Annotated in this window: 19 protein-coding genes; 14 read left to right on the top strand and 5 right to left on the bottom strand. The window is 60.9% G+C overall.

Annotated elements, in window-relative coordinates; translation table 11 throughout:
- Positions 1–22 precede the first annotated feature (22 nt).
- The 3 genes from KUIN1_RS05790 to KUIN1_RS05780 are packed head-to-tail and all read right to left on the bottom strand — an operon-like array spanning position 23 to position 3883.
- Positions 23–226 carry a DUF1656 domain-containing protein gene (locus KUIN1_RS05790; RefSeq protein ID WP_004406774.1) on the bottom strand — a complete coding sequence of 68 codons (204 nt, stop codon included), beginning with the start codon at positions 224–226 and terminating at the stop codon, positions 23–25.
- Positions 213–2402: an FUSC family protein gene (locus KUIN1_RS05785; protein WP_103754067.1), complete on the bottom strand. Its 2190-nt coding sequence runs from the start codon at positions 2400–2402 to the stop codon at positions 213–215. The genes KUIN1_RS05790 and KUIN1_RS05785 overlap by 14 nt, the downstream gene beginning before the upstream one ends.
- Positions 2399–3883, bottom strand: coding sequence for an efflux transporter outer membrane subunit (locus KUIN1_RS05780; RefSeq protein WP_116886568.1), 1485 nt, complete (start codon positions 3881–3883; stop codon positions 2399–2401). The genes KUIN1_RS05785 and KUIN1_RS05780 overlap by 4 nt, the downstream gene beginning before the upstream one ends.
- 183 nt (positions 3884–4066) lie before the next feature.
- Between KUIN1_RS05780 and KUIN1_RS05775 the strand changes: the two genes are divergently transcribed.
- Both KUIN1_RS05775 and KUIN1_RS05770 read left to right on the top strand, forming a co-directional pair.
- Entirely contained in the window at positions 4067–5014 is a 948-nt protein-coding gene (locus KUIN1_RS05775; RefSeq protein WP_004406777.1) for a LysR family transcriptional regulator, read from the top strand.
- An 87-nt stretch (positions 5015–5101) separates the two neighbouring features.
- Positions 5102–6076, top strand: a complete 975-nt coding sequence (locus KUIN1_RS05770; protein ID WP_004406787.1) for a 2-hydroxyacid dehydrogenase — start codon at positions 5102–5104, stop codon at positions 6074–6076.
- A gap of 46 nt (positions 6077–6122) precedes the next feature.
- Here the strand turns inward: KUIN1_RS05770 and KUIN1_RS05765 are convergent, their stop codons facing one another.
- Positions 6123–7025 carry a DMT family transporter gene (locus KUIN1_RS05765; RefSeq protein WP_024661101.1) on the bottom strand — a complete coding sequence of 301 codons (903 nt, stop codon included), beginning with the start codon at positions 7023–7025 and terminating at the stop codon, positions 6123–6125.
- Between the two features lie 136 nt (positions 7026–7161).
- On the opposite strand from KUIN1_RS05765, the gene KUIN1_RS05760 reads away from it, so the two are divergent.
- The 7 genes from KUIN1_RS05760 (at position 7162) to KUIN1_RS05715 (ending at position 15245) form a co-directional block, all read left to right on the top strand.
- The gene (locus tag KUIN1_RS05760) at positions 7162–8037 is read left to right on the top strand and encodes an AraC family transcriptional regulator (protein WP_057457036.1); all 876 of its coding nucleotides are present in this window, start codon (positions 7162–7164) and stop codon (positions 8035–8037) included.
- Between the two features lie 210 nt (positions 8038–8247).
- Positions 8248–8751 carry a sigma-70 family RNA polymerase sigma factor gene (locus KUIN1_RS05755; RefSeq protein ID WP_004406806.1) on the top strand — a complete coding sequence of 168 codons (504 nt, stop codon included), beginning with the start codon at positions 8248–8250 and terminating at the stop codon, positions 8749–8751.
- Complete coding sequence (locus KUIN1_RS05750; protein ID WP_116886569.1) at positions 8748–9725, top strand: FecR domain-containing protein; 978 nt, start codon at positions 8748–8750, stop codon at positions 9723–9725. Before KUIN1_RS05755 ends, KUIN1_RS05750 begins: the two co-directional genes overlap by 4 nt.
- 641 nt (positions 9726–10366) lie before the next feature.
- A complete protein-coding gene (gene fecA / locus KUIN1_RS05735) occupies positions 10367–12715 on the top strand; it encodes a TonB-dependent Fe(3+) dicitrate receptor FecA (RefSeq protein ID WP_116886570.1) in 2349 nt (782 codons plus the stop codon).
- A 273-nt stretch (positions 12716–12988) separates the two neighbouring features.
- Positions 12989–13417: an HPF/RaiA family ribosome-associated protein gene (locus tag KUIN1_RS05730; RefSeq protein ID WP_003365451.1), complete on the top strand. Its 429-nt coding sequence runs from the start codon at positions 12989–12991 to the stop codon at positions 13415–13417.
- A gap of 898 nt (positions 13418–14315) precedes the next feature.
- Positions 14316–14648 (top strand): DUF3509 domain-containing protein, encoded by a 333-nt coding sequence (locus KUIN1_RS05720; RefSeq protein WP_011266781.1) that lies wholly within the window; start codon positions 14316–14318, stop codon positions 14646–14648.
- Between the two features lie 264 nt (positions 14649–14912).
- The gene (locus KUIN1_RS05715) at positions 14913–15245 is read left to right on the top strand and encodes a YXWGXW repeat-containing protein (RefSeq protein ID WP_011266780.1); all 333 of its coding nucleotides are present in this window, start codon (positions 14913–14915) and stop codon (positions 15243–15245) included.
- Between the two features lie 61 nt (positions 15246–15306).
- Here KUIN1_RS05715 and KUIN1_RS05710 read toward each other — a convergent pair whose 3' ends face one another.
- The gene (locus tag KUIN1_RS05710) at positions 15307–15795 is read right to left on the bottom strand and encodes a phosphate-starvation-inducible protein PsiE (RefSeq protein ID WP_003316964.1); all 489 of its coding nucleotides are present in this window, start codon (positions 15793–15795) and stop codon (positions 15307–15309) included.
- A gap of 411 nt (positions 15796–16206) precedes the next feature.
- Between KUIN1_RS05710 and KUIN1_RS05700 the strand changes: the two genes are divergently transcribed.
- The 5 genes from KUIN1_RS05700 (at position 16207) to KUIN1_RS05680 (ending at position 24905) form a co-directional block, all read left to right on the top strand.
- Positions 16207–16473 carry a YebG family protein gene (locus KUIN1_RS05700; protein ID WP_003365454.1) on the top strand — a complete coding sequence of 89 codons (267 nt, stop codon included), beginning with the start codon at positions 16207–16209 and terminating at the stop codon, positions 16471–16473.
- Between the two features lie 703 nt (positions 16474–17176).
- The gene (wecB, locus tag KUIN1_RS05695; protein ID WP_004406828.1) at positions 17177–18427 is read left to right on the top strand and encodes a non-hydrolyzing UDP-N-acetylglucosamine 2-epimerase; all 1251 of its coding nucleotides are present in this window, start codon (positions 17177–17179) and stop codon (positions 18425–18427) included.
- 167 nt (positions 18428–18594) lie between these two features.
- Positions 18595–20811 carry a cellulose biosynthesis cyclic di-GMP-binding regulatory protein BcsB gene (locus tag KUIN1_RS05690; protein WP_116886572.1) on the top strand — a complete coding sequence of 739 codons (2217 nt, stop codon included), beginning with the start codon at positions 18595–18597 and terminating at the stop codon, positions 20809–20811.
- Between the two features lie 12 nt (positions 20812–20823).
- Positions 20824–22944 (top strand): glycosyl transferase family protein, encoded by a 2121-nt coding sequence (locus tag KUIN1_RS05685; protein ID WP_004406830.1) that lies wholly within the window; start codon positions 20824–20826, stop codon positions 22942–22944.
- Entirely contained in the window at positions 22941–24905 is a 1965-nt protein-coding gene (locus tag KUIN1_RS05680) for an NfrA family protein (protein WP_116886573.1), read from the top strand. Before KUIN1_RS05685 ends, KUIN1_RS05680 begins: the two co-directional genes overlap by 4 nt.
- Positions 24906–24923 lie beyond the last annotated feature (18 nt).

The following is a 24923-nucleotide window of genomic DNA, read 5'->3' as shown; positions in this document are numbered from 1 at the left end:
GAGATTTTTCCCGACTCAGGCGTCAACGATAAAGGGGCAGCGCCAACGCGCCGAAGATGCAGATAAACAGACTCAGACGCAGCAGGGCCGGGTGCCAGAAATGCCGATACAGGTCAAAACCGGCCAGCAGTCGATCCAGCGCCCATGCCAGAACCACGGCCAGCAGAAAGATCAGCGTGAGGGTCGGCATGTACAGGCCGTGGAAGGCTATTTCACGCGGCGGCATGGACGACTCCTGAAGCGGTTCGCGCAACGCTGTAAGCGGCCAGCGGCGATTGCGGGTCCAGCAGCGACGTGCGGATAAAGTGCAGGTAGCTTTTTACCCGGCGCAGCACCGACGTATCGAAATGCGAGGCGAAGGGTTCATCGGCCTCCTGCACCCGTTTGATGGCCTGATCGACGGCCAGCAGACAGCGCTGCAGATTGATCGCGTCAGGCTGGATGAACAGGCGCACCAAGGCGCGCCCCATGACTCGCAGCGCGATGCGCCAGGGCTGGTACTCGGCGTAGGCAGGGTGAATTGGCAGAATCGCCTGTTCATGGCGCAGCTCGATAATGGCGTGGCCGATTTCCAGCACCACGAACATCCAGCGCAACAGCTCGCGCTGTACCAGCGGTTTGCCGATCGCCAGGCCGTACGCCTGATGCATCAGGTCGCGAGTCTGGCTTTCGAAGCTTGAGCCCAGACGCTTGAGCGGCGCGCTGATCGCAAACACCACCTGATTGCGCAAGGCCTGCTCCAGGCGCCGCCACATCCAGCGGCTGTTGGGCGGCAGGATAATTGCCCCGGCAGCGGCACAGATCAGCATGCCGATGACCATCGCGATGTAATTGTTGATGAAGGTGTAGGGGTCGTAGACCGTCAGGTTGTCCGGCACCGAGCCCAGGCTGAAAAAAATCAGCAACCCCAGGCCGTATCCCGTCCACTGTGGACGTGAGCCCAGGTACGCGCCGAGCACAAACACCGGTGCCAACAGCAGGCACAGCAGCGGAAAACCGTCGATGTGCGGGAACAGAAAAAACGTTTCGAGAAAGCCCGACAGCGCGCCGAGCAATGTACCGCCGGCCATTTGCAACGACATGCGCCTGGGGTTGTGAGTGGTCGACGACAGCGCAACGGTGGCCGCCGAGGCCAGGACCATGCTCGCGCCGCTGGGCCACGCCGTCAGCACCCAATACACACTCATCAGCCCGACCACGCAGGTCGCCCGGGCGCCGGCTGCCAGCGCGGTCATCCAGTGGGTACGCGGTACGAACGAGCCCTTCCACTGTTCACGCTCATGGCTGTGGTCGGCCAGCGATGCGTGGGTTCGTGCGTAGTCGAGCAACTCGCTGAGCAGCCGGTACAGCAGCTCGAACGAGGTGTGAAAATCCAGTCGTTCGGCGTCGCTGGGCAGGGTGCGCTCCAGCTCGGCGCGCAGGCTTCTGACCTGCTCGGGAAACTGCGCCCTGTACGACTCCAGACGCGTGACCAGCAGCGCCGCGTCATCGTTGGTCAACGCGCGGTCGGCGAATCCGTCGAGCAGCTCTGCAAGGTGTTCAAGACCGGGATCGATATGCGTCAACACCTGATCGGCCTGTTCGAGACGCAGACGCTCGAGCAATTGGTGCAGAGCATTGAAGCGCGTGGTGACGGTCATGAATTCGCTGTTCAAGCGGTTGAGTCGACCGTTGCGGCGACGCATGTGCGGGTCTTCGAATACCGTGACGCTGCGCAGCCCTTCCAGGCCGATGGCTTCGGCCACAAAGCGTACGTTGCCAGTTTCGAATTCAGCGCGTGAAATGTCGCCGCGCAGGCCGTTGACCACGAAGCGCGCGAACCCGCCGAAGCGCAGATACAGCGCATTGCGCATCGCAGCGCTGGAACTCTGCGGCAGCACCGCGGCGCTGATGGCCGTGGAACACAGGATCCCCAGGGTGATTTCCAGTACCCGCCACACCGCCGACATGAACGAACCTTCCGGATGCGCCAGCGCAGGCAGCCCGACCATGGCTGCCGTGTACCCGGCCAGCACAAAGCCATAAGCGCGAAAGTTGCGATAGCGCGCCGCGCCGGCCGAACACAGGCCGACCCAGAGCGCGAGACTGCCGAGAAACGGCAGCGGATTCTGCGCAAACAGGGCCATCAACAGCACCATCATCGCCGATCCGGCCAGCGTCCCCAACAGGCGATAAAAACTCTTGGCGAACACTTGTCCGCTCTGCGGCTGCATGACGATGAACACAGTGATCATCGCCGTGTGCGGTTGCGGCAGTTCCAGGCGCAGTGCCAGCCAGTAGGTGAGAAACGCGGCGAGCAGCACCTTGAAGATGTAAACCCAGGTCACCCCGTCACTGCGCGCCCAACTGTGCAACTCGCGACGCCACGCCAGGTCGGTGATGCGTTGCAGAGCGGCGATCATTGCCCGCCCCCGGACTCGGCGGCGGTGTGTGCGGAATGACCATTGCCATCCCCGTCACCGCCCAGCGCCACCACCAGCCCGGCGTAGGCTTCCAGTCGCGCAGCCTCGACCTGTTGCTGAACCTGTTGCTGGCGGAACAGTTGCGTGCGCGCATTGAGCACGTTCAGGTAATCGGTCAGGCCGCGCTGCCAGGCGATCAGGGCAATGTCATAGGTCTTTTGTGCCGACGCCACCGATTCAGCGGCGAGCGCCTGCTGCTTGTCCATCGAGGCACGCCGAATCAACTGGTCGGAGACACTTTTCAGCGCCATCACCAGCGTCTGGTTGTAATGCGCCACGGCCTGATCATAAGCAGCCGACGCCCGCCCCAGCTCCGCCCGCAAGCGTCCAGCGTCGAAGATCGGCAGGCTGATGGCCGGCCCGACCTTGTAGCCCAGCTTGCTGCCGGTCAGAAACTCCAGCGCGCCGCCGCCCGTGGCCATGTAACTCAGGCTGCCGACCAGATCGACATTGGGATAAAAGCCGGCATGTGCAACGTCGATACCGCGTGCCTGCGCCGCCACCTGCCAGCGCGCAGCCACCACGTCAGGTCGCTGACCCAGCAGTTCGGCAGGCAGTGCCGAGGGCAATGTCAGTGCGGTGTGCAACGACAGCGCAGGCCGCTGCAAGGCCGCGCCCTGCCCCGGCCCCTTGCCTGCAAGCGCGGCCAACTGGTTGCGACTCAGGGCAATGGCCTCTTGCAGCGCGTCGATCTGCCGATGCGCCTCAGGCAGCGGGGTTTCGGCCTGACTGACGTCGAAGTGCGTACCGATCCCGCCCTTGAGGCGGCGCTGCGCCAGGTCGAGTATCTGTTGCTGCTGGGCCAGGGCCGCTTCGGCGATATCCAGTCGGGCGTAGTCGAGGGACAGCTGGATATAGGCGCGGACCACGTTTTCCTGCAATTCGAGCTGCGCCTGACGCTGCTCGGCAGCACTCACATGCGCCAGATCAACGGCCTGCTCGCTGGCGTTGCGTTCACGTCCCCACAGGTCCAGCGCGTAGCTCAAGCCCAGCGACGCATTGTTGTCCCAGGTGCGAGTATCGGCCAGCGCTCCGGGACCATAAAACTGATCCTCGGGCCAGTCGTGACGCATCAGGCTGGCGTTGCCCTGCAGTTGCACGGACTCGGCGGACTCGGCGACCTGCGCCATCGCCCTTGCCTGGCGCACCCGAGCCGCGGCAAGTGCCAGACTCGGGCTGCCCAGCGTCGCGATCTCGACCCAGCGGTCCAGTTGCGCGTCGCCGTAGGCACGCCACCATTGCGCTGCGGGCCAATGGGCGTCGAGGGCAGCGCTCTGAATCGCCTGATCGGTGACCAGGCTGTCAGCGTGCAGGAGACTGCCCTGCGATTTGATTCCATGTGTTCCGATACAGCCGCTGATGACCAGCGTAAAAGCCAGAATACCGACGGGCCAGAGCCCTCTGATGATGCGACGCGGCACAGCTGCAAGTTCCCGAACGAAGGTGACACACCTTGAATGGCGGCGATTCTAGGCGGCGCTCGATGCGGCGATAAGCAGGGAGATTTGTGAATCTTTGTTACTGAAACGGCGATAATCCTTTGGTCTGGATACATGCATCCGTTACTTCATGTCACAATTTGCCATCTACTCAGAGAAGTACCCATGGACACCCTGCAAAACATGCGTGCCTTCAGCTGCGTGGCGCAAGCGGGCAGCTTCACTGCTGCCGCCGCCGTGCTGGATACCACCACCGCCAACGTCTCGCGTGCGGTCTCCAACCTTGAAGCGCATTTACAGACGCGCCTGCTCAATCGCACCACCCGGCGCATTGCCCTCACCGAAGCAGGCAAGCGTTATCTGTTGCGCTGCGAGCAGATTCTCGCCTCGGTGGAAGAGGCCGAGGCCGAAGCCAGCGACGCTCATGCCCGGCCGGCCGGGCAGCTCAAGATGCATTCGATGCCCGGCGTCGGCCAGCATTATGTGATCGACGCCATTGCCCGTTACCGGCGCAACCACCCGGACGTGGCATTCGACCTGACCATGACCCACCGCGTGCCGGACTTGCTGGAAGAAGGCTATGACGTGTCGATCGTGCTCGCCAGCGAACTGGCCGACTCGGGCTTTGTGTCTCAGCGCCTGGGCATTACCTACAGCATCGTGTGCGCGTCCCCCGAGTACGTGAAAACCTTCGGCATGGCCCACAAGCCTGCCGACCTGCTGAATCATGCATGCCTGCGTCTGGTGAGCCCGGTGTTCCCGCTGGACAAATGGCTGTTCGATGGCCCGGAAGGTCAGGAGATGGTCACCATCAACAGCTCGCCGCTGCTGGTCAACTCTGCGGATGCGATGAAGACCGCGATTTCCAGCGGCATGGGGGTCGGCATCCTGCCGATCTACTCGGCGATCGAGGGGCTGCGCAACGGCACCCTGGTGCGCGTGTTGTCCGATTACCGCTCGCAAGAGCTGAACCTGTACGCCATCTACCCGTCCCGCCAGTATCTGGATGCAAAGATCAGAACCTGGGTTGAATACCTGCGCGGTTCGTTGCCGGAAATTCTCGCAGCCGACGAAGCCGATCTGCATGTGCAGGCGCTCAAGTCCTCGTACTGACATCGTACAACTGCAAAAAGCGGCTGCCAAAGAGCGGGGAGGAATGTTAGCGTGCTACTCATTCAACCGCTCGAGAGTGACTGCCCAATGAAAAAAACCGTACTCGCCTTCAGCCGTGTTTCTCCTGAAATGGCCGAGCGCCTGGCGCAAGACTTCAACGTGATCGTGCCCAACCCCAAGCAGGGTGATATCAACGCGCAGTTTGCAGAAGCCTTGCCTGAATCCCACGGACTTATAGGCGCAGGCCGCAAGCTGGGTCGCGAACAACTGCAGAGCGCCACCAGGCTGGAGGTGGTGTCCAGCATCTCGGTCGGCTACGACAACTACGACGTCGACTACCTGAGCGAGCGCGGCATTCTGCTGACCAACACGCCGGATGTACTGACCGAAAGCACCGCCGACCTGGGCTTCTCGCTGATCATGAGCAGCGCCCGCCGAGTCGCCGAACTGGACGCCTATACCAAGGCCGGACAGTGGACGCGCAGCATCGAACCGCCGCACTTCGGCACCGATGTGCATGGCAAGACGCTGGGTATCGTCGGCATGGGCAACATCGGCGCGGCCATTGCCCGCCGCGGGCGTCTGGGCTTCAACATGCCGATTCTGTACAGCGGCAACAGCCGCAAGACCCAACTCGAAGAGGAACTGGGCGCACAATTTCGCAGCCTGGACCAGTTGCTGGCCGAAGCGGATTTCGTCTGCCTGGTGGTACCGCTGAGCGAAAAGACCAAGCACTTGATCGGCCGCCGCGAGCTGAGCCTGATGAAGCCCGGTGCCATCCTGGTCAACATCGCCCGCGGCCCGATCGTCGATGAACCCGCCCTGATCGAAGCGCTGCAGAACGGCACCATTCGCGGTGCCGGTCTGGACGTCTACGAAAAAGAGCCGCTGAGCGAATCGCCGCTGTTCCAGCTCAAGAACGCGGTGACCCTGCCGCACGTCGGCTCAGCCACCACCGAAACCCGCCAGGCCATGGCCGACCGCGCCTACGGCAACCTGCGCAGTGCGCTGCTCGGTGAACGACCGCAGGATCTGGTCAACCCGCAGGTGTGGAAAGGCTGAGGCCACGCCTCTGCCGATCTGCAGGCAATGCACGATCACCACCGACTCAGGCCAGTTTGCCGCCGACCACGACGGCAACCGGTCTGACCTTCCTGAACACCAGCACGTTGCCGACCATCACCAGCCCCAGCCCCAGCAGGGCCGCCAGCGTCCACTGGTAGCCTTCGACCCACGTCGAGATGTTCAGCGCCACAATCGGGAACAACACGGTGCAGTAAGCCGCGCGTTCCGGGCCCATGCGTCCTACCAGGGTCAGGTAGGCAGTGAATGCAATCACCGAGCCGGGGATCACCAGGAACAGCAGTGAGCCTACGTAGCGCGTGTTCCATTCAAAGCTGAACGGCGTGCCACTCAGCAGGCAATACATGCCCAGTATCGTCGCACCGTAGAGCATGCCCCACGCATTGGTGGTCAGCGGACGCAGACCGGCTTTCTGCTGCAGGCTCGACAGCATGTTGCCCGCCGAGAAGCACAGCGTGCCCAGCAGGGCCAAGCCCAGCCCGATCAGGGTCTCGCGGCTGGCGCTGTGCCCGGACAGTTCGGGCCAGAACAGACACGCCAACCCAAGCAGGCCCATCGCGCCACCGGCCATGACGTTGCCAGCGATTTTCTGGCGAAAGAACACCCGTGCGTTCAGCGCATTCCACAGCGTCGAGGTCGAGAACACCACCGCGATCAGGCCGCTGGGTATCCACTGGCTGGCCGTGTAGAAGCACATGAAGTTGACGCAGAACAGGCACACGCCCTGCGCCAGACAGATCAACTGGCCACGACGATTGACTGGTTGCAGCCGCTTGCTCAGCAGTAAAAACGCGAACAGCACCAAGGCCGCCAATGCGAAGCGATAGACGATCGATACCGGAATCGCGACATCGCCGAGTTGAAGTTTCAGGGCGATCCAGGTGGTGCCCCAGATCAGCACGGTCAGCAGATAAAGCGAGAGGTTCATGGTGCAGGCTCCTTGATGAGCCATCAGTCTGCGGCGTGCCGGCCTGCCATCGCTTGCACAATCTTGCGCATTTGATTCAAGCGCTACTGGCAGCGGCGTCACCAGCGAGTAGGATACAAATCCTAGAGGAATCGTCATGTCCGCCATTGAATCCATCCAGGTCTTTCAGGCCCTGAACAGTTCACCCAATGCCAATCTGGAGCAGAGCGCGCCGCTGGGCGACGGGCTGGTGGCGGCGTTGTGGAACAATCGGCACGACTCGCAGGAATATCACGCACCGACCCACCATACCCTGTCGTGCTATATCGAGGACGGTACCGGGACCTTTCGCCGCGGAAGACCCGACCAGAAAGGCGCGCCGGGCAAGCTGTGCATCTTGCCTGCCGGTCATGAGTCCGCCTGGGTGGTGAACGGCGAGATCCGTCTGGCGCATCTGTATTTCAGCCCGGAACAGTTTGCGCTGGGCTGCGTCACCCTGCTGGATCGCGAGCCGCGCGAGATGCAGCTGCGGGAAAACACCTTTCTGGAAGACCCCATACAGGCGGCACGCTTCCGGCAGCTGATTCGCCTGAACTGGGCAGAACCCGGCGAGCGCCTGCTGACCAGCAGCCTGGCGCACGAGATGGTCAGCCATGCGCTGCTCAATCAGGCAGGCCTGCGCGACGGGCTGCGCTTGAAAGGCGGCCTGGCGCCGCATCTGCGCCGACATCTGGTGGACTTCATCGAAATGCATCTCGCCGACCCGCTGAGCGTTGGCCAACTGGCCGGCCTGTGCGCGCTGTCGGAATACCACTTCGCACGCATGTTTCGCGAAAGCTTCGGGTTGCCGCCGCACCAGTACCTGCTGGCGCGGCGCATCGAGCAGGCGCGCCAATTGCTGCGCAGTACCGGCAAGCCACTGGGCGAAATCGCGCTGGCTTGCGGGTTCGCCAGCGCCAGCCATTTCAGCAACCGTTTTCGTCAGGCCACTGGGGCGACACCAGGTGAGTACAGAACGGCTTTAGGCCAATAGCTGACTCACCGCTGCCCATGCTCATCAACCGCCACCCAGCCGCAGTTGCTCTCACCACGCATTACGACACTGGTTCTGGCTTTTGCCGTGCGTTTTTTCGATCCCGGGCGGGAAAAATGAACCGCAATATTAATGATAAATATTCTCATACGCAAAAGAGTCTGCCAGAATCCACGCCACCAATGAGTCCCCGTGGATTGTTTCCCCGTGATGCCCGTCGCCCACTCCGCTCTCAATCACACTGTCGAAGGCCTGTACAGGGCTCACAACGCCTGGCTGACGACCTGGTTGCGGCGCAGGCTCGGCTGCCCGCACAGCGCGGCGGACCTGGCGCAGGACACCTTTATCAAGGTGCTGGGCGCACGCGATACAGCGCAAATCGTCGAGCCGCGAGCCTTTCTGACGACGATTGCCAAGCGTGTGCTGTGCAATCACTACCGGCGTCAGGACCTGGAGCATGCCTACTATCAGGCACTGGCCGAACTGCCGGAGCGCGTGGCGCCTTCGGAAGAAGAGCGGGCGATCATTCTCGAAACCCTGGTCGAACTCGATCAACTGCTGGACGGCCTGCCAGCACTGGTCAAGCGGGCGTTTCTGCTGTCGCAGGTCGACGGCTTGAGCCATGGCCGGATCGCTGCCGAACTGGGTATTTCCATCGCCACGGTCAAGCGTCATCTGCACAAGGCCGCCCTGCGCTGCTATTTCGCCCTATGAATCCGAACAACGAGTCTTTGAACAAATCCGACATCTCGCCTGCCGTGGCACAGCAGGCCGTTGGCTGGCTGCTGGAAATGCAGGAAGGCACGCTGGATGCCCGCCGTCAGCACGCCTGGCAGCTGTGGCTCAATGGCAACGCCGAGCATCAACGGGCATGGGCGCACATGCAGCGGGTCAACCAGCGCCTGAGTGGACTGTCCTCGCCGCTGGCGCATGCGGCACTCAATGCGCCGAAGTCCGCCAGCCGTCGGCATGCGCTCAAACTGTTATTGCTGCTCGGCGCAGGCTCGGCAGCGGGCTGGAGCCTGCGCGAACAGATTGCCCTGCAACCTTTGCTGGCCGACTACGACAGTGGTGTGGGCGAACAGCGCAAGGTGGCGTTGAGCGACGGCAGTCAGGTGCAGTTGAATACTGCCAGCGCGGTGGATGTACGTTTTGATGCGCAGCAGCGCCTGATCGAACTGCTGCAGGGCGAAATCCTCATGACGGCCTCGGCGGACACGCGCCCGCTGAACCTGTTGAGCGCGCAAGGCACGGTCAGGGCGTCGACAGGCGCCAGTCGTTTCAACCTGCGTCAGCTGGATGGGCGTACGCAATTGGCCGTGTTTGCCGGAGCCCTTGAAATAGCCCCTGCCGGCAAGAGCGGAGCGGGCTTGATGCTGCGCGCCAGCCAGCAGGTGACGTTCAGCCGTGATGCCTGGGACAAGGTTCGTCCGCTGGACGCAGGCAGTGGCGCCTGGGCGGACGGGATGCTGGTGGCGTCGCGCATGAGGCTGGCGGATTTTCTTGCAGAGTTGAGTCGCTACCGCCGCGGTCGTCTGAATTGCGATGCGAGGGTTGCAGGGCTGCTGATTTCCGGCAGCTACCCGCTGGCCGACAGCGAGCGCATCCTCGACATGCTCGAACTCGCCCTCCCGGTACGCGTGCAGCGCTTCACGCGGTATTGGGTGAACGTGCAGGCGCGGGTTTGATCGTGATTGCTCGTTTCCACGCCCGGTGCTCATGGTGACATACGCGTCCTGAAGAGCCCGGAATACGGGACTGAAATTCCGCTGACTATCGTCCCCATGCTCCGCGTGGGAATGCCGTTCGTGACGCTCTGCGTCACACAGCAGTTATGCGATGTCAGGTAGATTGGAGTTCGGCTCAGGTCACTTTTTCGCCCCTCGGCGAGTTACTTTGATGAGGCCAAAGTAACCAAATCCTTTCGCTCCTGTTTCCGGCCCGACTTCGTCGGGTTCCTTCGCCCTGTCACTGATCCGGGGGTCGCCGCAACGCGCCATCCATGGCACGGTGCGGCTAGCCTGGCGTCCTGCCAGGCTACCCCCGGATCAGCGCCAGGACTCAGCCGTCACTTACGTCGCACTCTGCGTCGTCAGTGCCATCGTGGTCGAAAAGCATTTCGATGGTAGTGAACGCGATTTTGACTATCGTCCCCACGCTCCAGCGTGGGAATGCCGTTCGTGACGCTCTGCGTCACACAGCGGTTTGGGGATGTCAGGTAGATTTGCACTGGCCGGCTAAAATTTTTCAAAAAGCGTGAGCCGTTTTTTGATCCTCGCGTGACAGACAGGGAAAGCCTCTCTCAACCTTCCGGTCAAAGGACTCCTGCATGTCAGCCCGCCCTACCAAACTTTCGCCGCTGGTGCGTACATTGCGCCATGTCATTTTCGGCGCCAGCCTCTCGGTCGGCAGCCTGTCGATGGCGCAGGCCGCCGAGGTCGCACCCAAGGTGTATCACATTGCGCCGAGCGAGCTTGAAGCGGCGTTGAACCAGTTCGGTCGTGAGTCTGGCGTGCTGATTTCCTATGGTTCGCAGATCACCAGCGGCCTGAAAAGCCGTGGCCTGGAAGGTCAGTACACGCCCGAGCAGGGCCTGAATGCCTTGCTCGAAGGCACCGGCCTGCAGGCCATGGCCGATGGCAATAACGGCTTTACCCTGCAACCGGCCAATACCGCTGGCGCGCCGATCGAACTGGGTGTCTCTACGGTGGTCGGTGACTGGCTGGGCGCTGCGCAGCAAACCAACGTTTTCGAGCATCCGGGCGCGCGTGACGTGATTCGTCGTGAGGAATTCGAGCGGGTCGGTGCGACATCGGCGCGTGAAGTGCTCAATCGCATTCCGGGCGTCAATGCGCCGGACAACAACGGCACCGGCAGCCATGACATGGCGCTGAACTTCGGCATTCGCGGCCTCAATCCACGCCTGGCGTCGCGCTCCACCGTGCTGATGGACGGTATCCCGGTGCCGTTCGCGCCCTATGGCCAGCCGCAACTGTCGTTTGCGCCGATCAGCATGGGCAACATGGACGCAGTCGATGTGGTGCGTGGCGGTGGCGCAGTGCGTTACGGTCCGCAGAACGTGGGTGGCATCGTCAACTTCGTGACCCGCGCGATCCCCGACGCCCCCACTCTCAAGGGCGGCATACAAACCGAGACCAGCCCGTCGTCCAGCCACGACGGCTTCAAGACCACCGGCAACCTGCTGGCAGGCGGTACCGCGGACAACGGCCTGGGCGGCGCGATTCTGTATTCCGGCGTGCGCGGCGGCGACTGGCGCGAGCACAGCGACACCGAAATCGACGACCTGATTCTCAAGGGCAAATACCAGATCGACGACGCCAACAGCCTCAACGCCATGGCGCAGTACTACGATGGCGAAGCACAGATGCCTGGAGGCCTCAGCGTCGCGGACTACGATGCCGACCCGTACCAGTCGACACGCCTGAAGGACAAGTTCTGGGGCCGTCGCACCCTGTTCAACTTCGGCTATCGCTATGAGCAGGACGCGCGCGTCTTCACCGCCAACACGTTCTTCACCAAGACCTTGCGCAGCGGCTATCTGGATCAGGGCAGCTTCGTTTCCCTGTCGCCCCGCGAATACTGGGTGCGCGGCCTGGAAACACGCTTCTCGCAAGGCTTTGCGCTGGGCGAGACCTGGCATGAAGTCGGCGTTGGCTACCGCTACGTCAACGAGGCCGGTCATGAGTTGCGCTATCGCGAACCGGTGACGGGCGAGCTGCCAACCACCGCCAGTCGCAACGACCGCGACACACGCGGCGCGACCGAAGCGCATGCGTTCTACATCGACGACCGCATCGATATCGGCAAGTGGACCATCACGCCGGGCATTCGCTACGAGATGATCGACACCGCGCAGAACAACAACCTGACCAACGCCCGCTACCAGGGCGACTACAGCACCGCACTGCCCGCGTTGAACGTGCTTTACCACCTGACCGACACCTGGAACCTGTACGCCAACACCGAAGGCTCGTTCGGCAGTGTGCAGTACAGCCAGATGCCCAACCGCGTCACCGGCGATGAAGTCAAACCGGAAAAAGCCCGCACCTGGGAACTGGGCACACGCTACGACAACGGCAACCTGCGGGCCGAGATCGGCGCGTTCTTGATCAATTTCGACAACCAGTACGACAGCAACCAGACCAATGACACGGTTATCGCACGCGGCGAGACGCGTCATCAGGGCATCGAGACCAGCGTCAACTATGCGCTGGAGGGCCTGAGCCCGGTGCTGGCCGGCTACGATGTCTACGCGACCTACGCCTTCGTCGACGCCACGATTCGCGAAGACGGCCCGAACAAGGGCAATCGCGTGCCGTTCTCGTCAAAGCACAAGGGAACCATGGGCGTCAGCTACACCGAAGGGCCGTGGAAGCTCAATTTCGACAGCGCCTTCCAGAGCGACCAGTTTGCCGACAACGCCAATACCTCGGCTGAAAGCGCCGACGGCAGCACCGGCAAGATCCCTGGGTACATGCTGTTCAGCACCCGCGCCAACTACGACTTCGGCCCGCAATTGTCTGACCTCAACGTTGCGGTCGGGATGAAGAACATCTTCAACCGCCAGTACTACACCCGCTCGTTCGACGACAACAACCGCGGCAAATACGTCGGCGAACCACGCACGGTGTACGTACAGACGTCGGTCGCGTTCTAGTTTCGGACGCCAGAGCGCGAGAGCAGTGTTCTTCCGGACACCTCTCGTTCCTCACTATCCGCGTGGGAATGCCGTTCTGGACGCTCTGCGTCCGCTGCTGATTCGTAACCTCGCGCCAGGGAAGCAATTTTTTGCTGCGAAATATTTCTTACACATTGGGGTTGAATTGTCAGGCGATTGCCGCCAACACTGTGAATGAGCGCAAACGAAAACGATTCCGACAGGAATCATGCAGTCCAGCCTCGCACGAGCAAGCCCTAATAAGGATTAACTATGCAAATCCAGGTCAATAGCGATAATCACATCGAAAGCAGTATCCGACTGGAGGAGTGGGTTCGTACCACCGTTGAAAGCACGCTCGAACACTACGATGAAAACCTGACCCGCGTGGAAGTCCACATCCGCGATGAAAACGGCGACAAGCCTGGCCCACACGACATCAAGTGCCAGATGGAAGCTCGCCCCAAAGGACACCAACCCATTTCTGTTTCCCACAAGGCCGATACGGTAGATCAGGCTGTGGATGGCGCTGCTGTAAAACTCGATCACGCCCTCGAGCATCTGTTTGGCAAACTGCGCGGCAAACGAGGCGCCGCACCGACCATCGCCGAACAGGATGAAGATCCGGTCAGCCCGGACGCGCTGCTCGAAGAAGAATTTCTGGAAAAAGAGCAGGAGAAAGAAGCCGCTCGTCTGACCTGATGTTCCACTGACACGTTTTGCAAAAAAAGGGCGAACCGGCAACGGTTCGCCCTTTTTGTTCGCCATAGGCCGGCAAGCGCAGTGCACACCGACAGCGTGGCCGACACACGTCTGTATGCCCCAATCGGTGCGCACCACAAAAGGTCGCTGCACAGCTTTGGCCACCCTGATCCACCGCTCGCCTTGCAGCCGTTTCGATCGCCGGTTGCCGTCCATCGAATTTAACACGCCGCACCAGGCGCCCGTCGAGCGGCACCGCAAAGCCATCGGCGAGCAAAAAAAGCACGCCGCTCACCTCTGTGAGTGTGCTGGTCAGCCATGCATGCCCACAAGCGCTCAATATGCATCTCGCCGTTCCGCAGCACCGCGCTCAACACCGGAACCTGAACAGCACGCGAGGACGGTTTCGACCCCGTCGTTACGAATCTCTGGCGTCAAGAATCGGTTGTCCGAGTGTCAGACAATCACTCGAAAAAACCCTGCAAAACGTCATTCGCGAGACAACCAGATCATGTCCGGGACGCACCCCCGGCACGTTTTGGAGAGCGCTTTTTTCAACCGGACTGACTGGCTTGTCTTGCCGCAAAGCAAGCCAGAAAGCGGCTGCGCAGCACTCCCGCTCGGCAGCTTTTAGCGTATCGCCCCGGCAATATGGCCCGAACCATGCAAAGCCCTGTAGTACGCACCACGAGGCAGGCCATCAGGACGGCCACTTCCTGGCGCTGACTCACGTCGAGAGTGCGTTAAAGCGTCTTAAACGAACCTGTCATCAACGCGAAAGACGACAGCAAAACGGTCAGCAGCAGGCGCAGGAGTAACGCAACCGCTGATCAGTCGTCGAGAACCAAAAGGACTACGACCCGGTCAACTTATGCAGACCATTGAGCAGGTGAATGATATGGACAATCCTTTTCAAATGATCACGGACACGTTTCACCCCGACTATCGGGTGAATCTGAGCATTCAAGGGCTGGACGGCAGCATCATGCTGACCTTGTCCAACGAATGCGGCGTCGTTGCCAAGCGCTTGATCAGCGCCGCCCAACGCAATGACCCACAACGCCTGCGCAAGCTGATAGAAAGCGTGCAATTTGGCATCGCCATCGAACGTGGCGACAGCGCGATCAAGATCCTTGCGGCGTTGACCGACGGCGCGACCCTGAAAAAGACACCTGCCCCGGCCAATGGTCCATGGCCGCAGAGTCAGGCAACGGTGAATGCCGGAGCTTGATGGACACCTGCCCTTCCCCTCTGTGCAGCGCCGTTAATGGCGCTGCACAGAGCCAGAATATGTTGATGCCACGCCATCGTCTCCAGACGGCTTGAATGACCTCCTCCCCTCGTAAAACCGGCCTTTAGCTATCATTCCCCCCTCCCTCCTCTTCAGCAAAAGTACAGATACATCCTGCTACAACAATCCTTGCGCAGAAACATTCGAGCGACTGGGCACTGAGTTCAGCGCCACTGCACCTGCGGGTTATTCCGAGGAGGCAACATGTATTTACGTTATGGGGTATTGATCGCATCACTTGCGATCGCGTCAGGCTGTGTCGAGGAGCGTGTAGTCCATGAACGACCGCACGTCCATCATGAATACGTCGAAGAAGTGATCGCGCCGCAACCGCCACCCGAACGCGTCGTCGAGGTGGAACCGGCCCCTCGCCCAGGCTATGTATGGGCACGCGGTTACTGGCACTGGAACGGCCAGCGTTTCGTGCCGGTGCATGGCCACTGGGAAGCCGAGCGACCCGGCTATCACTATGTGCATCCGCACTGGGAAAGCGCTGGTGATGGCTGGCACTGGCGTGCCGGGGTCTGGCTGAACTGATTGCCTTCTTCTATAAGCAGCGTGCTGGCGGCATCTTGCACAGATGCCGCCATTGCCTAGATCAGATTTCGCCCTTCTCTTCCGTCACCGCGCCTTTGACGGTGCTGGACGAGTCGGGAATCTTCGCTGAAGGGTATTTGTAAGACGCATAGCGCACCACCAGAATCGCAAACGCCAGCAACAGAATGCCGCCACACAGGTAGATGATGCCGATATCCGGTGGGTTGTGGTGGGACACGTCGGAAATCAGCAGCCGCGTCAGTGCAGTGATCGCCACATAGATGAGGAAGCGCACGGGCATGTGGTTGGTCTTGAAATAAATCCCGGTCATCGCCCCCAGCTCGAGATAGATGAACAGCAGCAGGATGTCATCGACCGTGACGTTGCCTTTCTCGACCATCCCCAGGAATGCAACCACTGACGCCCATGCAGTGATCGCGCCGATCGCGAACAGGGCGAGAAAGTGGAAGCTCTCCACACACAGGTTGCCCAGCGACTCGGCCTGCGCATGCACGCGGTGTCTTATCTTTACTGCCCATTTGTTTCCCATGAAGCGCTACCTCTGAACCTTCGTTTATGCCGACCGGATGATGCCGGGTACGCGTGACACTGTTGTGGCCTGCTTTTTAAAGCAGGAACAGGGCCATAGGCTATGGTTGAGAGCGCGGCGGGTTGTCGCAAGGCACATTTGCAGCGCAAAAAAGATGCGTAAACGCCACTATTCAGGCGGGGCTTGATTGGCACATGGCTTTTACTGTATAAAAACACAGTAATCGAGAAATCGCTTTCGCTGTTGCGTCGCAGGCCAGCTTCCCTAAAGGCCTTCACGCAGTGCCCCGCTATACCTGACCGGCGCGCTGGTCATGCACGATCAATGCTTTGCATACCCGCTGGTCAGAGCACAAAGCGCTGAACGTCCGGGTCTAGCCCTTTCAACACTGGATAAGACGACGAGGCCAAAATGGCTGTTGAAACCCTTTACCGCAGTACCCGCGATCTGGAGACTACTTTCGTGGACCGTAAACTCGCCGATGCGCACGACCAAATGCTCGAGCTGGCCGAGCTTCTCACCGACGTCCTGATCAAGAACGTGCCGGGGATCTCGGAGAAGCATGCAGAGGACGCGAGCATTTACATGGCGAAGAATCGCGCCGTGTTCGCAGCGGCGTTCAAGAACAACGCGACCGCGCTCAGCGAGCTGTCGGAACCGGCCGAGGCGAAAGACTGATTCCGTTGTGGGCTGCGACTCCCCTCATTGCGAGGGGGTCGCCAATCATTCTCATTTAATGGCTGGGCAATCACCCGTATTGCTGCTACAACTCAATACTGTATATGCCGCACAACTTGAACAGCATCTAAGCCCTTTCCTAACATCCCGTCTTCCCGTCAGCGTGTCAAACTCGATACATGATCAAAGTTCCCAACCGTCATTATATCAGCGTCATTTTTGTGAACCCCTTCTCTCTTCCTGTCATTAAACAGGCGTCAGGATTCTGCTGTAGTGACGCACACCTCAGCGCTGCTAGTTTTGTTGGAACTTTTTGCCATCACTCATAACTACGCGTGGCGAGCCGGCATTCAAAACAGCTGAAAAAGCGTTTCAGAAGCCCTTGAAAACCCCGTATTCATTGACCCAAACGGCAGCTCTCAAAAAATTTAACCCTGTACTGACCGTGGTGAAATTCTAAAGTTCCTACTCATTGTTACTTTGAAAAATACTTAATAAAACGTTTTGCTTTATTATCCTGTTCTGTTAATAATTCCGACAAATCCGGGTAACAAGGCATATTGCTACATTCACACTGAAGTGAACATCGAGCCACAAACTCCGATCTTTCCGCCCGAGAAACTCATCAACTCGCAAGCTGACCAAGCTGTTCTCAGTCTGGTTTTTGCTGCTGTGCGACGCGCTAAGGGCGCGGGAGGAAATAATGGCTGGTCTGCACCCCAGAATGAAGGTCCTTTCCATTTTCGGTACTCGTCCGGAGGCCATCAAAATGGCTCCCCTGGTCAGAGCACTGGCTGCAGAGCCAGGTATCGACTCAAGAATCTGCATTACCGGGCAGCATCAAAGCATGCTGCAACAGGTGCTGGACATGTTCGAGCTCAAAGCCGACTACAGCCTTGATGTGATGCGCCCGGATCAGACGCTGAACTCGCTGACCGCTGCGCTTTACGCGGCGATCGACCCGATTCTGGACGAGATGAAACCGGACAGGGTGCTGGTTCACGGCGACACCACATCAGCCATGGTGGCGGCCATGTCGGCCTTTCATCGCCGGATCCCCATCGGCCACGTCGAAGCAGGTCTGCGCACCGGTGACATCCGTCAGCCATGGCCTGAGGAGATGAACCGTCGTTGCATCGATCTGATTTCCGATCACCTGTTCGCTCCCACCGCCGAGTCGCGCCGCAACGTGCTGGGCGAGCGTTTGCAGGGCATTTCGTTCGTGACCGGCAATACCGTGATCGACGCCCTGCACCTGACCGCGCAACGAATCGACAGCAACCGTCAGCTGCGCCATGCACTTGATCGCCAGTTTTCGTTCCTGGTGCCCGAGCGCCGGGTGTTGGTGGTGACCGGGCATCGTCGCGAGAACTTCGGCGACGGCTTCCTGAACATCTGCAAGGCGCTGGGCGAACTGGCCAGACGCGATGACATACAGATCGTTTACCCGGTGCACCTGAATCCCAATGTACTTGGGCCGGTGACCGAGCACCTGGGCGATCTGCCCAACGTGCACCTGATCAAGCCGCTGGACTACCTGTCGTTCGTGCGCCTGATGCAACGCGCTCACGTCATCCTCACCGATTCCGGTGGCGTGCAGGAAGAAGCGCCGTCGCTGGGCAAACCGGTATTGGTCATGCGCGATGTCACCGAGCGCCCGGAAGCGGTCGCGGCGGGCACTGTGCGCCTGGTGGGCACCGAGACGGACGCCATCATTCGCGGTGTGAACGCCCTGTTTGACGATGATGCGCTGTGGCAGAACGCCTCCCGTGCAGCCAACCCCTATGGCGACGGCAAAGCCAGTTCACGGATCGTCGATGCCCTGATGGGCCGTCCGGTGGATGAGTTTGTCGCCGAGCTGCCGCGTCAGCGCCAGGACCCGGTGGACAGACACCTGGATACACGAATCAAGCCCCAGCATGAACATGCAGAGTTGCGCTCGATGGCCAGTTAGCCAAAAGGACGCGCAGGTAGCGCAAACGAACCCCAAAAAAATCCGCAGGAAGCAGTCCGCAAACGATACGGGCACCCGGTTCAGACCGAGTGCCCGAAAAACGTTGTAGCAGACCGGCAGCCTGTATCAAGACCCAATGGCCTTGAGCCTTTACCGAGATCTGCACGATGAAATCTTCCGTTGCCGTAAACATGGGCGCGTTTGGCGTACTTGCCTGCGGGATGAGCCTGCTGGCGCTGATGCCTGCATTCGCCCTGGCTGCCGAAAGCCCGCTGACCCAGGCGATCAACCGAATCACTGCCGACAATCGCCAGGAGCGCGTGATCGAGTTGAGGGAGCTGGGTATCGATCGCCCGATCATCCTCAATGCCTCCGATGCCCGCCGCGAGCTGTATCTGCCGGTGCCTGCCAATGTGCCGTTGACCGAGGCCACGCTGAATTTCGATGCCAGCTACCTGAACGGCGAGGCCGGCCGCAACACGCTGCTGCTGTCGCTGGACGGTTATCCGGTACGTGCGCTGGGCCTCAATGAAGAACAGGGCAACGCCAGTGCGACGCTGGGCGTCGACAAGGCAGCGCGGGAAAGCGGTTCGGTACGGCTGGGGATTGCCTGGTCGTCGGTGATCTCGAAAGCGCTCTGCGAGGATGAACGCGCGATCGGCAACGTGTTGCGCATCGATCCGCACACACGCCTCACTTACAGCTATGACGCCAGCCAGTTGCAGGACGTCGGCGCGGTATGGAACGCACTGCCCGGCAAACCCGGCCTGCTGGTCGCACCCGGCACATTGTCGAACGCCAGCTACGATGCCGCCTGGCGTCTGGGCGTAGCGCTGGAGCGCATCGGCAAGCAGGCACGCATCCTGCCGTTCCCTGCGGTGCAGGACAGCGTAGACCTGAGCGGCCTGACTATTCCGGCGGAACTCAAGCAGATTCCGGCGTTTGCAGGGCTCGAAGGCAAGGGCCAGTACACCCTGCGCGACCCGGCGGAAATCGGTGCATTGCTGATGCTCGGCCAGACACCTGCATTGCAGGCCGACCTGGCGATCAGCGATCCGCAGTTGCTCAAGGCTATCGACGACGCCATGGACGCTCTCCAGGCGCAGGTGCAGGGTCTGGATGCTTCGGCGGCCAGTGCACTGGCCCAGTGGCGCGAGCGTCACATCAAGAAGCCGCTTGCCAACAGCGCCGGGGATGACGTGAGTCTGGCCATGCTGGGCAATCGCGCGCTGCTGATGATCAAGCCGGAGTCGGCCAACAAGGCCATCGGCCTGCTCAGCTCGGCGTGGAATAAACTGGCGCGCAATCGCCAGCTGACCATTGGCGAAGAAGCCGCCATGCCTCTGAGCGAAGACGGTCGTGTCGCACTGACCCGTCTGGGCGGCAAGCCCGGCACGGTGGACGTGCTGGCAAAAACCGACTGGAGCGCCTCGTTCCCGCTGGGCAGCGTTGCCTATGACGGTCGCGTACCGGTGACTGCGATGATCGATATCGCTGCCGCCCCCGGTGCATCGGGTACCCCGCCGGTTGCCACGTTGTTCCTCAACGATTACCTGATCGGTGCAATGCAACTGACTCCCGATGGCAAGAAAGAGCGCATCGAAGCCCGCATTCCGCAATACGCACTAGCGGCGCAGAACGTCCTGCGCGTGTCTTTCCAGCGTCAGCCGGTCAGCAACCAGTGCCTGGAGACGCCGCAGGCGTTCCCGATCTCGGTATTGCCAACCAGCCACATCGTGCTGGACAAGGTCACGCCTGACGAAAACTTCTCGGGCATGGCGGCACGCTTCGCCACCGATACGCAGATCATGGTGCCCAAGGGCTACCTTGAGCACCCGACCAGCAGCCTGCCGCAAGTCATCCGTATCGCCAGCGCCTCCGGCGTCTCGCCTTTGCGCGCACAGCTCAGCGTCAGCGACGACGCCAGCGTCGCCGTGACACCGGCCAAGTCTTTCCTGGCCTTCGAACTGCCCGTCAAGGACGGCGCCGAGTCGGTCAAGGCCAGCAACGACGGACACCTGCTGATCAACCACAAAGAGCAGACGCTGCTCGACCTCAAGTCGCTCAACCACCTGGCTTCGCTGCAAGTGATCGAAGCCGGCGGCCAGCACGGCATGGTCTATCGCTCGCTGGGCGGTCAGGCTCCTGTGTTCGAACGTCCGCTACTGCTGGAACGTGGCAACGCCGCGCTGCTGGCTGACAGCGGCCCGATCGCCACCTTCGACGCCAAGGACCCGACCGGCAGCCAGATGATCGAGGAGGAGGAAAGCACCGGCATCGAGGCCTGGCGCAAACCATCACTGCTGTGGCTGATCCCGGCCGGCATCGTACTTTTTCTCATTCTGTTGCTGGCTGGCCATAGCGCCCGTCGCAATCGCTCGTAACAGGCCGCCGCAATGACGTCGCTCTATTGGCCTTACTGGCTGGCCCATTACTACAGCGTGCTGGAAGTCGCGACGATCGTTGTCGGGCTGATCATCCTGGTATCGAGTATCGATGACCTGTTCATCGATATCTGGTACTGGTCGCGCCGGCTGTACCGCAAGTTCACCGCCGAACGTCGCTACCGGCCACTGACTGCCGAGCAGTTGACTGCCCGTGACGAGCAGCCGCTGGCAATCATGGTCCCGGCCTGGCTGGAATACGACGTCATCGCGCCGATGATCGAAAACATGGTGTCGACGCTCGACTATCAGAACTACGTGGTGTTCGTCGGCACTTACATCAACGACCAGCGCACCATCGATGAAGTGGAGCGCATGCGTCGCCGCTACAAGCAGTTGCACCGTGTGGAGGTGCCGCACGCCGGCCCGACCTGCAAGGCCGACTGCCTGAACTGGGTGATCCAGGCGATTTTCCTGTACGAGAAGACCCACGCCGTACAGTTCGCCGGGACTATCCTGCACGACAGCGAAGACGTGCTGCACCCGCTTGAACTGCGCCTGTTCAATTACCTGTTGCCGCGCAAGGACATGATCCAGTTGCCGGTCGTGTCGCTGGAACGCAACTGGTACGAATGGGTAGCCGGCACCTACATGGACGAGTTCGCCGAATGGCACGGCAAGGACCTGGTGGTACGCGAAAGCATGACTGACACCGTGCCTTCGGCCGGTGTCGGCACTTGCTTCTCGCGACGTGCGCTGATGGTGCTGGCGGATGAAAACCAGAACCAGCCGTTCAATACCGAAAGCCTGACCGAGGACTACGACGTCGGCGCGCGACTGGCGAAGTACGGCATGCAGGCGATCTTCGTACGCTTCCCGGTGCAATTTCGGGTGCTGCGCAAATCGTGGTTCCGCAAGCCTTACGAATCGACGCTGGAAATGCCGCTGTGCGTGCGCGAATTCTTCCCGGACACCTTCCGTACTGCCTTTCGCCAGAAAGCGCGCTGGACGCTGGGTATCGGCTTGCAAGGCTGGGAGCAAATGGGCTGGACCGGTTCACTGGCCAATCGATACCTGCTGTTTCGCGACCGCAAGGGCGTGGTCACATCGTTCATCAGCATCCTCGCTTACGTAATCCTCATTCAACTTCTGGCGCTGATTGTGCTGCGCTCCAGCGGAGTGTGGAACACCAGCTTTCCGACCCCCTTTGAAACCACCGGCCTGATTCAGTATCTGCTGGTGGCCAACGGCATCGCACTGCTGTGGCGGATCCTGCATCGCTGCTACTTCACCACCGTGCTTTACGGCTGGCAGCACGGTTTGCTGTCGATACCGCGCATGGTGGTCGGCAACTTCGTCAACTTCATGGCTGCGGCGCGGGCCTGGCGGATGTTTCTGGTGGGCAAGGTGCTCAACCGCAAGCTGGTCTGGGACAAGACCATGCACGACTTCCCGTCTTCCGACCTGATTGCCGTCGCGCCCCGCCGTCTGGGCAGCGTGCTGTTGTCCTGGCAAGCCATCAACGACGAAAAACTGCAGACCGCACTGACTGAACAGCAAACCCGTCAGGTGCCCCTGGGCAGGATTTTGCTTAGCCACGGCTGGCTCGACGATGAAACCCTGGCTGAGGCCATCGCCTTCCAGAATGACCTGCCGCGGGTGTTCGACATCGCCAGCAAGCGTGCCGACAACAGTGTGCTGGCGGATGAGTTCTGCCTGCGCTGGCGTGTCGTGCCGTTGCAAATGAATGCGCTGGGCCGCCAGGAAATCGCAGTGGCCAGCCCGCTGCCGCCTGACGGTCTGCAGCAGATTAGCGAACAGCTGGGTGCCGAGCCGGTGCAGTTGATTGCCCGTGAAAGCGACATCGTCGCGCAGTTGCGTCAGCTTCAGGTGGTCGAGGGTCAGCCGCTTCCAGCCAGAGCGCCACTGCTGGGCGATCTGCTGATCGAGCAAGGCCTGCTGGACCGCGAAGTGTTCCAGAAAGCCATGCTCGGCTACCGCCCGCATGTGCATGGCCGGATCGGCGACTACCTGGTCGACATTGGCGTGCTGCCCAGAGAAACCATCGAACAGGCTGTGGCACGTCAGCACAACCATTACCGATCTGACGATCAAACGGAGCAGCCACTATGAAGCGCCCCTTCATCCTGTCGCTGCTGGTGACCGGCCTGAGTCTTTCTTCGCCGTTCAGCCAGGCAGAAACCCTGCCTTTGCCGTTGACCGGCCCGGCGTATGCCATCGCCAACGAAGCCTACATGGCCTACAACCGCAAGGATTACGACCTGGCCATCGCCAAAGCGAACGAAGCGTTGCGTCAGCGCGGTGACGCTCAGCAGTTGCGTGACCTCATTACGTTGGCCGAACGCGACAAGTACCGCCGCGATCACCCGCAACGCGCTTACAAGACGCGTCCGCAACCTGGCTATCTGGAAGGCAATCAGGCGCTGCGCGCCTACGCCAGGCACGACTATGACGGCTCGGCCAGTCATGCGCGCAAGGCCATTGCCCAGGCACCAAAGAACCTCGATTACCGCATGATGCTGATCGAGGCGCTGCAACGTCAGCAGCATCTGGATGAAGCACAGGCAGCGATCAACGATGCCGAGCAGGCACTGGGGCCGCAACAGGTGCTGACGCGTCGTCGGCAGGCGATTCAGGAGCAGGTGGCGGTCGACAAGGCGGCCACCGGCTACAAGGCACTGGCTCGCGGAGATAACGACACCGCAGTCAGCGAGGCGCGGGAGGCTGTCCGCAGTTTTCCAAAGCAGATGGCCTACCGGAAATTACTGGTCAGCGCCCTGATTGCCCAAGGGCAGTATGCCGAAGCGCGCTCTGCGGCCACCGAAGCGCTGGCGCTGAATGGCAACGACGCCACCCTGCTCGTCCAGCGCGGACAAATGCGTCAGCGCCTGGGCGATCAGGACGGTGCGCGTCAGGACTTCGCCCAGGCCATGGCGGTAGGCAACCTGCCGCTGCGTGAACAGGCCTCGTTGTACGCCGCCATGGGCCAGCCGAGTGAGGCATTGCAACGCTTGCAGAAAGCACGCGACGCGGGCGAACTGCAACCCGGCGATGAAGTGCAGATAGCCTATTTCCTCAGCCAGGCGGGCGATGATCAAGGTGCGCTGGATACGTTCAAGCGTGTTGACCGTCAGTCCGGCCTCAAGCCACGCGAAGTGCAGGATGCCGCCTACAGCGCGATGCGCACGTCGAACGATGCGCAGGCCATCGCCTACTTCAAACGCGTGCTCGATTATCAGCAGACCGGCGATTTGCAGATGCCCGCGCAACAGGTGTTCGACACCCGACGCGCCGTCTCTGATCTGTCCCGTGAATGGGGATTGACCAACACCACGACTTATCGGGGTGCCAGCACCAGCAGCGGCCTGAGCGGCGCACCCGGCGGCAGCAATGACAGCGTGCAGAACAGCACCGAAGTGTTCTGGCGCCCCTTCGGTTACCGCAATGCGCGCTTCGTCGAGCTTTACGGACGCGTCACCGACACGCTGTGGAGCAAGGAAGGCGACTCCGACACAGGCGCGGATGCTTTGCAGGGCGCGCTTGGTATCCGGGTCAAGCCGTTCAGCGCAGTCAACGTGATCGGTGCCTTCGAACGCACCTTTCCGCTGGGCAACTCGAACGCCGATGGCGACTGGCTGGTGCGCCTGGGCTACGGCTCGAGCATCGGCACCGACCTGCGCGTCGATGTACCGAGCTGGTGGACGTCGCAGCTGTACGCTGAAGGCGGGCGCTATCTGCAGGACAAGCGCAACTACTTCAACAGCGAGTGGCAGGTCGGACGCAGCTTCCGTCTGGACAGCATCAGCCCGCGGCTGGTGGTGTTTCCCCATGTGGTCGCCGCAGTGGACTACGATTCGAAGATGCGCAGTGAGGTCGACAGTCTCGGCCGTAGCAGCACATCATCGGGTAATGCTGGCGGGCTTGGTGTCGGTACGGGCGTGCGTTACTGGTTCCGCGAGGATAAGTACAAGGCGCCGCAGTCGTATGTCGACTTCTCCGTGCAGTATCGCGAGAAAGTGTTTGGCGATGACCGCGCAGAAGGCGTTTTCGCACGCATGACGTTCTCGTGGTGACCCGCGCCCGTCACCCAT

The sequence above is a fragment of the Pseudomonas sp. KUIN-1 genome (genome assembly GCF_009176725.1).
Lineage (GTDB): Bacteria > Pseudomonadota > Gammaproteobacteria > Pseudomonadales > Pseudomonadaceae > Aquipseudomonas > Aquipseudomonas fragariae.
The sequence above is the reverse complement of the archived record's forward strand: the minus strand, read 5'-3'. Positions and strand labels throughout refer to the sequence as shown.

What these genes read in the sequence shown, in the direction of transcription:
- KUIN1_RS05700 (WP_003365454.1), top strand. Translation starts at nt 16,207, where the DNA reads ATGGCTGTTGAAACCCTTTACCGCAGTACCCGCGATCTGGAGACTACT.
- KUIN1_RS05775 (WP_004406777.1), top strand. Translation starts at nt 4,067, where the DNA reads ATGGACACCCTGCAAAACATGCGTGCCTTCAGCTGCGTGGCGCAAGCG.
- KUIN1_RS05765 (WP_024661101.1), bottom strand. Translation starts at nt 7,025, where the DNA reads ATGAACCTCTCGCTTTATCTGCTGACCGTGCTGATCTGGGGCACCACC.
- fecA (WP_116886570.1), top strand. Translation starts at nt 10,367, where the DNA reads ATGTCAGCCCGCCCTACCAAACTTTCGCCGCTGGTGCGTACATTGCGC.
- KUIN1_RS05755 (WP_004406806.1), top strand. Translation starts at nt 8,248, where the DNA reads ATGCCCGTCGCCCACTCCGCTCTCAATCACACTGTCGAAGGCCTGTAC.
- KUIN1_RS05690 (WP_116886572.1), top strand. Translation starts at nt 18,595, where the DNA reads ATGAAATCTTCCGTTGCCGTAAACATGGGCGCGTTTGGCGTACTTGCC.
- KUIN1_RS05770 (WP_004406787.1), top strand. Translation starts at nt 5,102, where the DNA reads ATGAAAAAAACCGTACTCGCCTTCAGCCGTGTTTCTCCTGAAATGGCC.
- KUIN1_RS05790 (WP_004406774.1), bottom strand. Translation starts at nt 226, where the DNA reads ATGCCGCCGCGTGAAATAGCCTTCCACGGCCTGTACATGCCGACCCTC.
- KUIN1_RS05710 (WP_003316964.1), bottom strand. Translation starts at nt 15,795, where the DNA reads ATGGGAAACAAATGGGCAGTAAAGATAAGACACCGCGTGCATGCGCAG.
- KUIN1_RS05750 (WP_116886569.1), top strand. Translation starts at nt 8,748, where the DNA reads ATGAATCCGAACAACGAGTCTTTGAACAAATCCGACATCTCGCCTGCC.
- KUIN1_RS05730 (WP_003365451.1), top strand. Translation starts at nt 12,989, where the DNA reads ATGCAAATCCAGGTCAATAGCGATAATCACATCGAAAGCAGTATCCGA.
- KUIN1_RS05720 (WP_011266781.1), top strand. Translation starts at nt 14,316, where the DNA reads ATGGACAATCCTTTTCAAATGATCACGGACACGTTTCACCCCGACTAT.
- wecB (WP_004406828.1), top strand. Translation starts at nt 17,177, where the DNA reads ATGGCTGGTCTGCACCCCAGAATGAAGGTCCTTTCCATTTTCGGTACT.
- KUIN1_RS05715 (WP_011266780.1), top strand. Translation starts at nt 14,913, where the DNA reads ATGTATTTACGTTATGGGGTATTGATCGCATCACTTGCGATCGCGTCA.
- KUIN1_RS05680 (WP_116886573.1), top strand. Translation starts at nt 22,941, where the DNA reads ATGAAGCGCCCCTTCATCCTGTCGCTGCTGGTGACCGGCCTGAGTCTT.
- KUIN1_RS05785 (WP_103754067.1), bottom strand. Translation starts at nt 2,402, where the DNA reads ATGATCGCCGCTCTGCAACGCATCACCGACCTGGCGTGGCGTCGCGAG.
- KUIN1_RS05685 (WP_004406830.1), top strand. Translation starts at nt 20,824, where the DNA reads ATGACGTCGCTCTATTGGCCTTACTGGCTGGCCCATTACTACAGCGTG.
- KUIN1_RS05760 (WP_057457036.1), top strand. Translation starts at nt 7,162, where the DNA reads ATGTCCGCCATTGAATCCATCCAGGTCTTTCAGGCCCTGAACAGTTCA.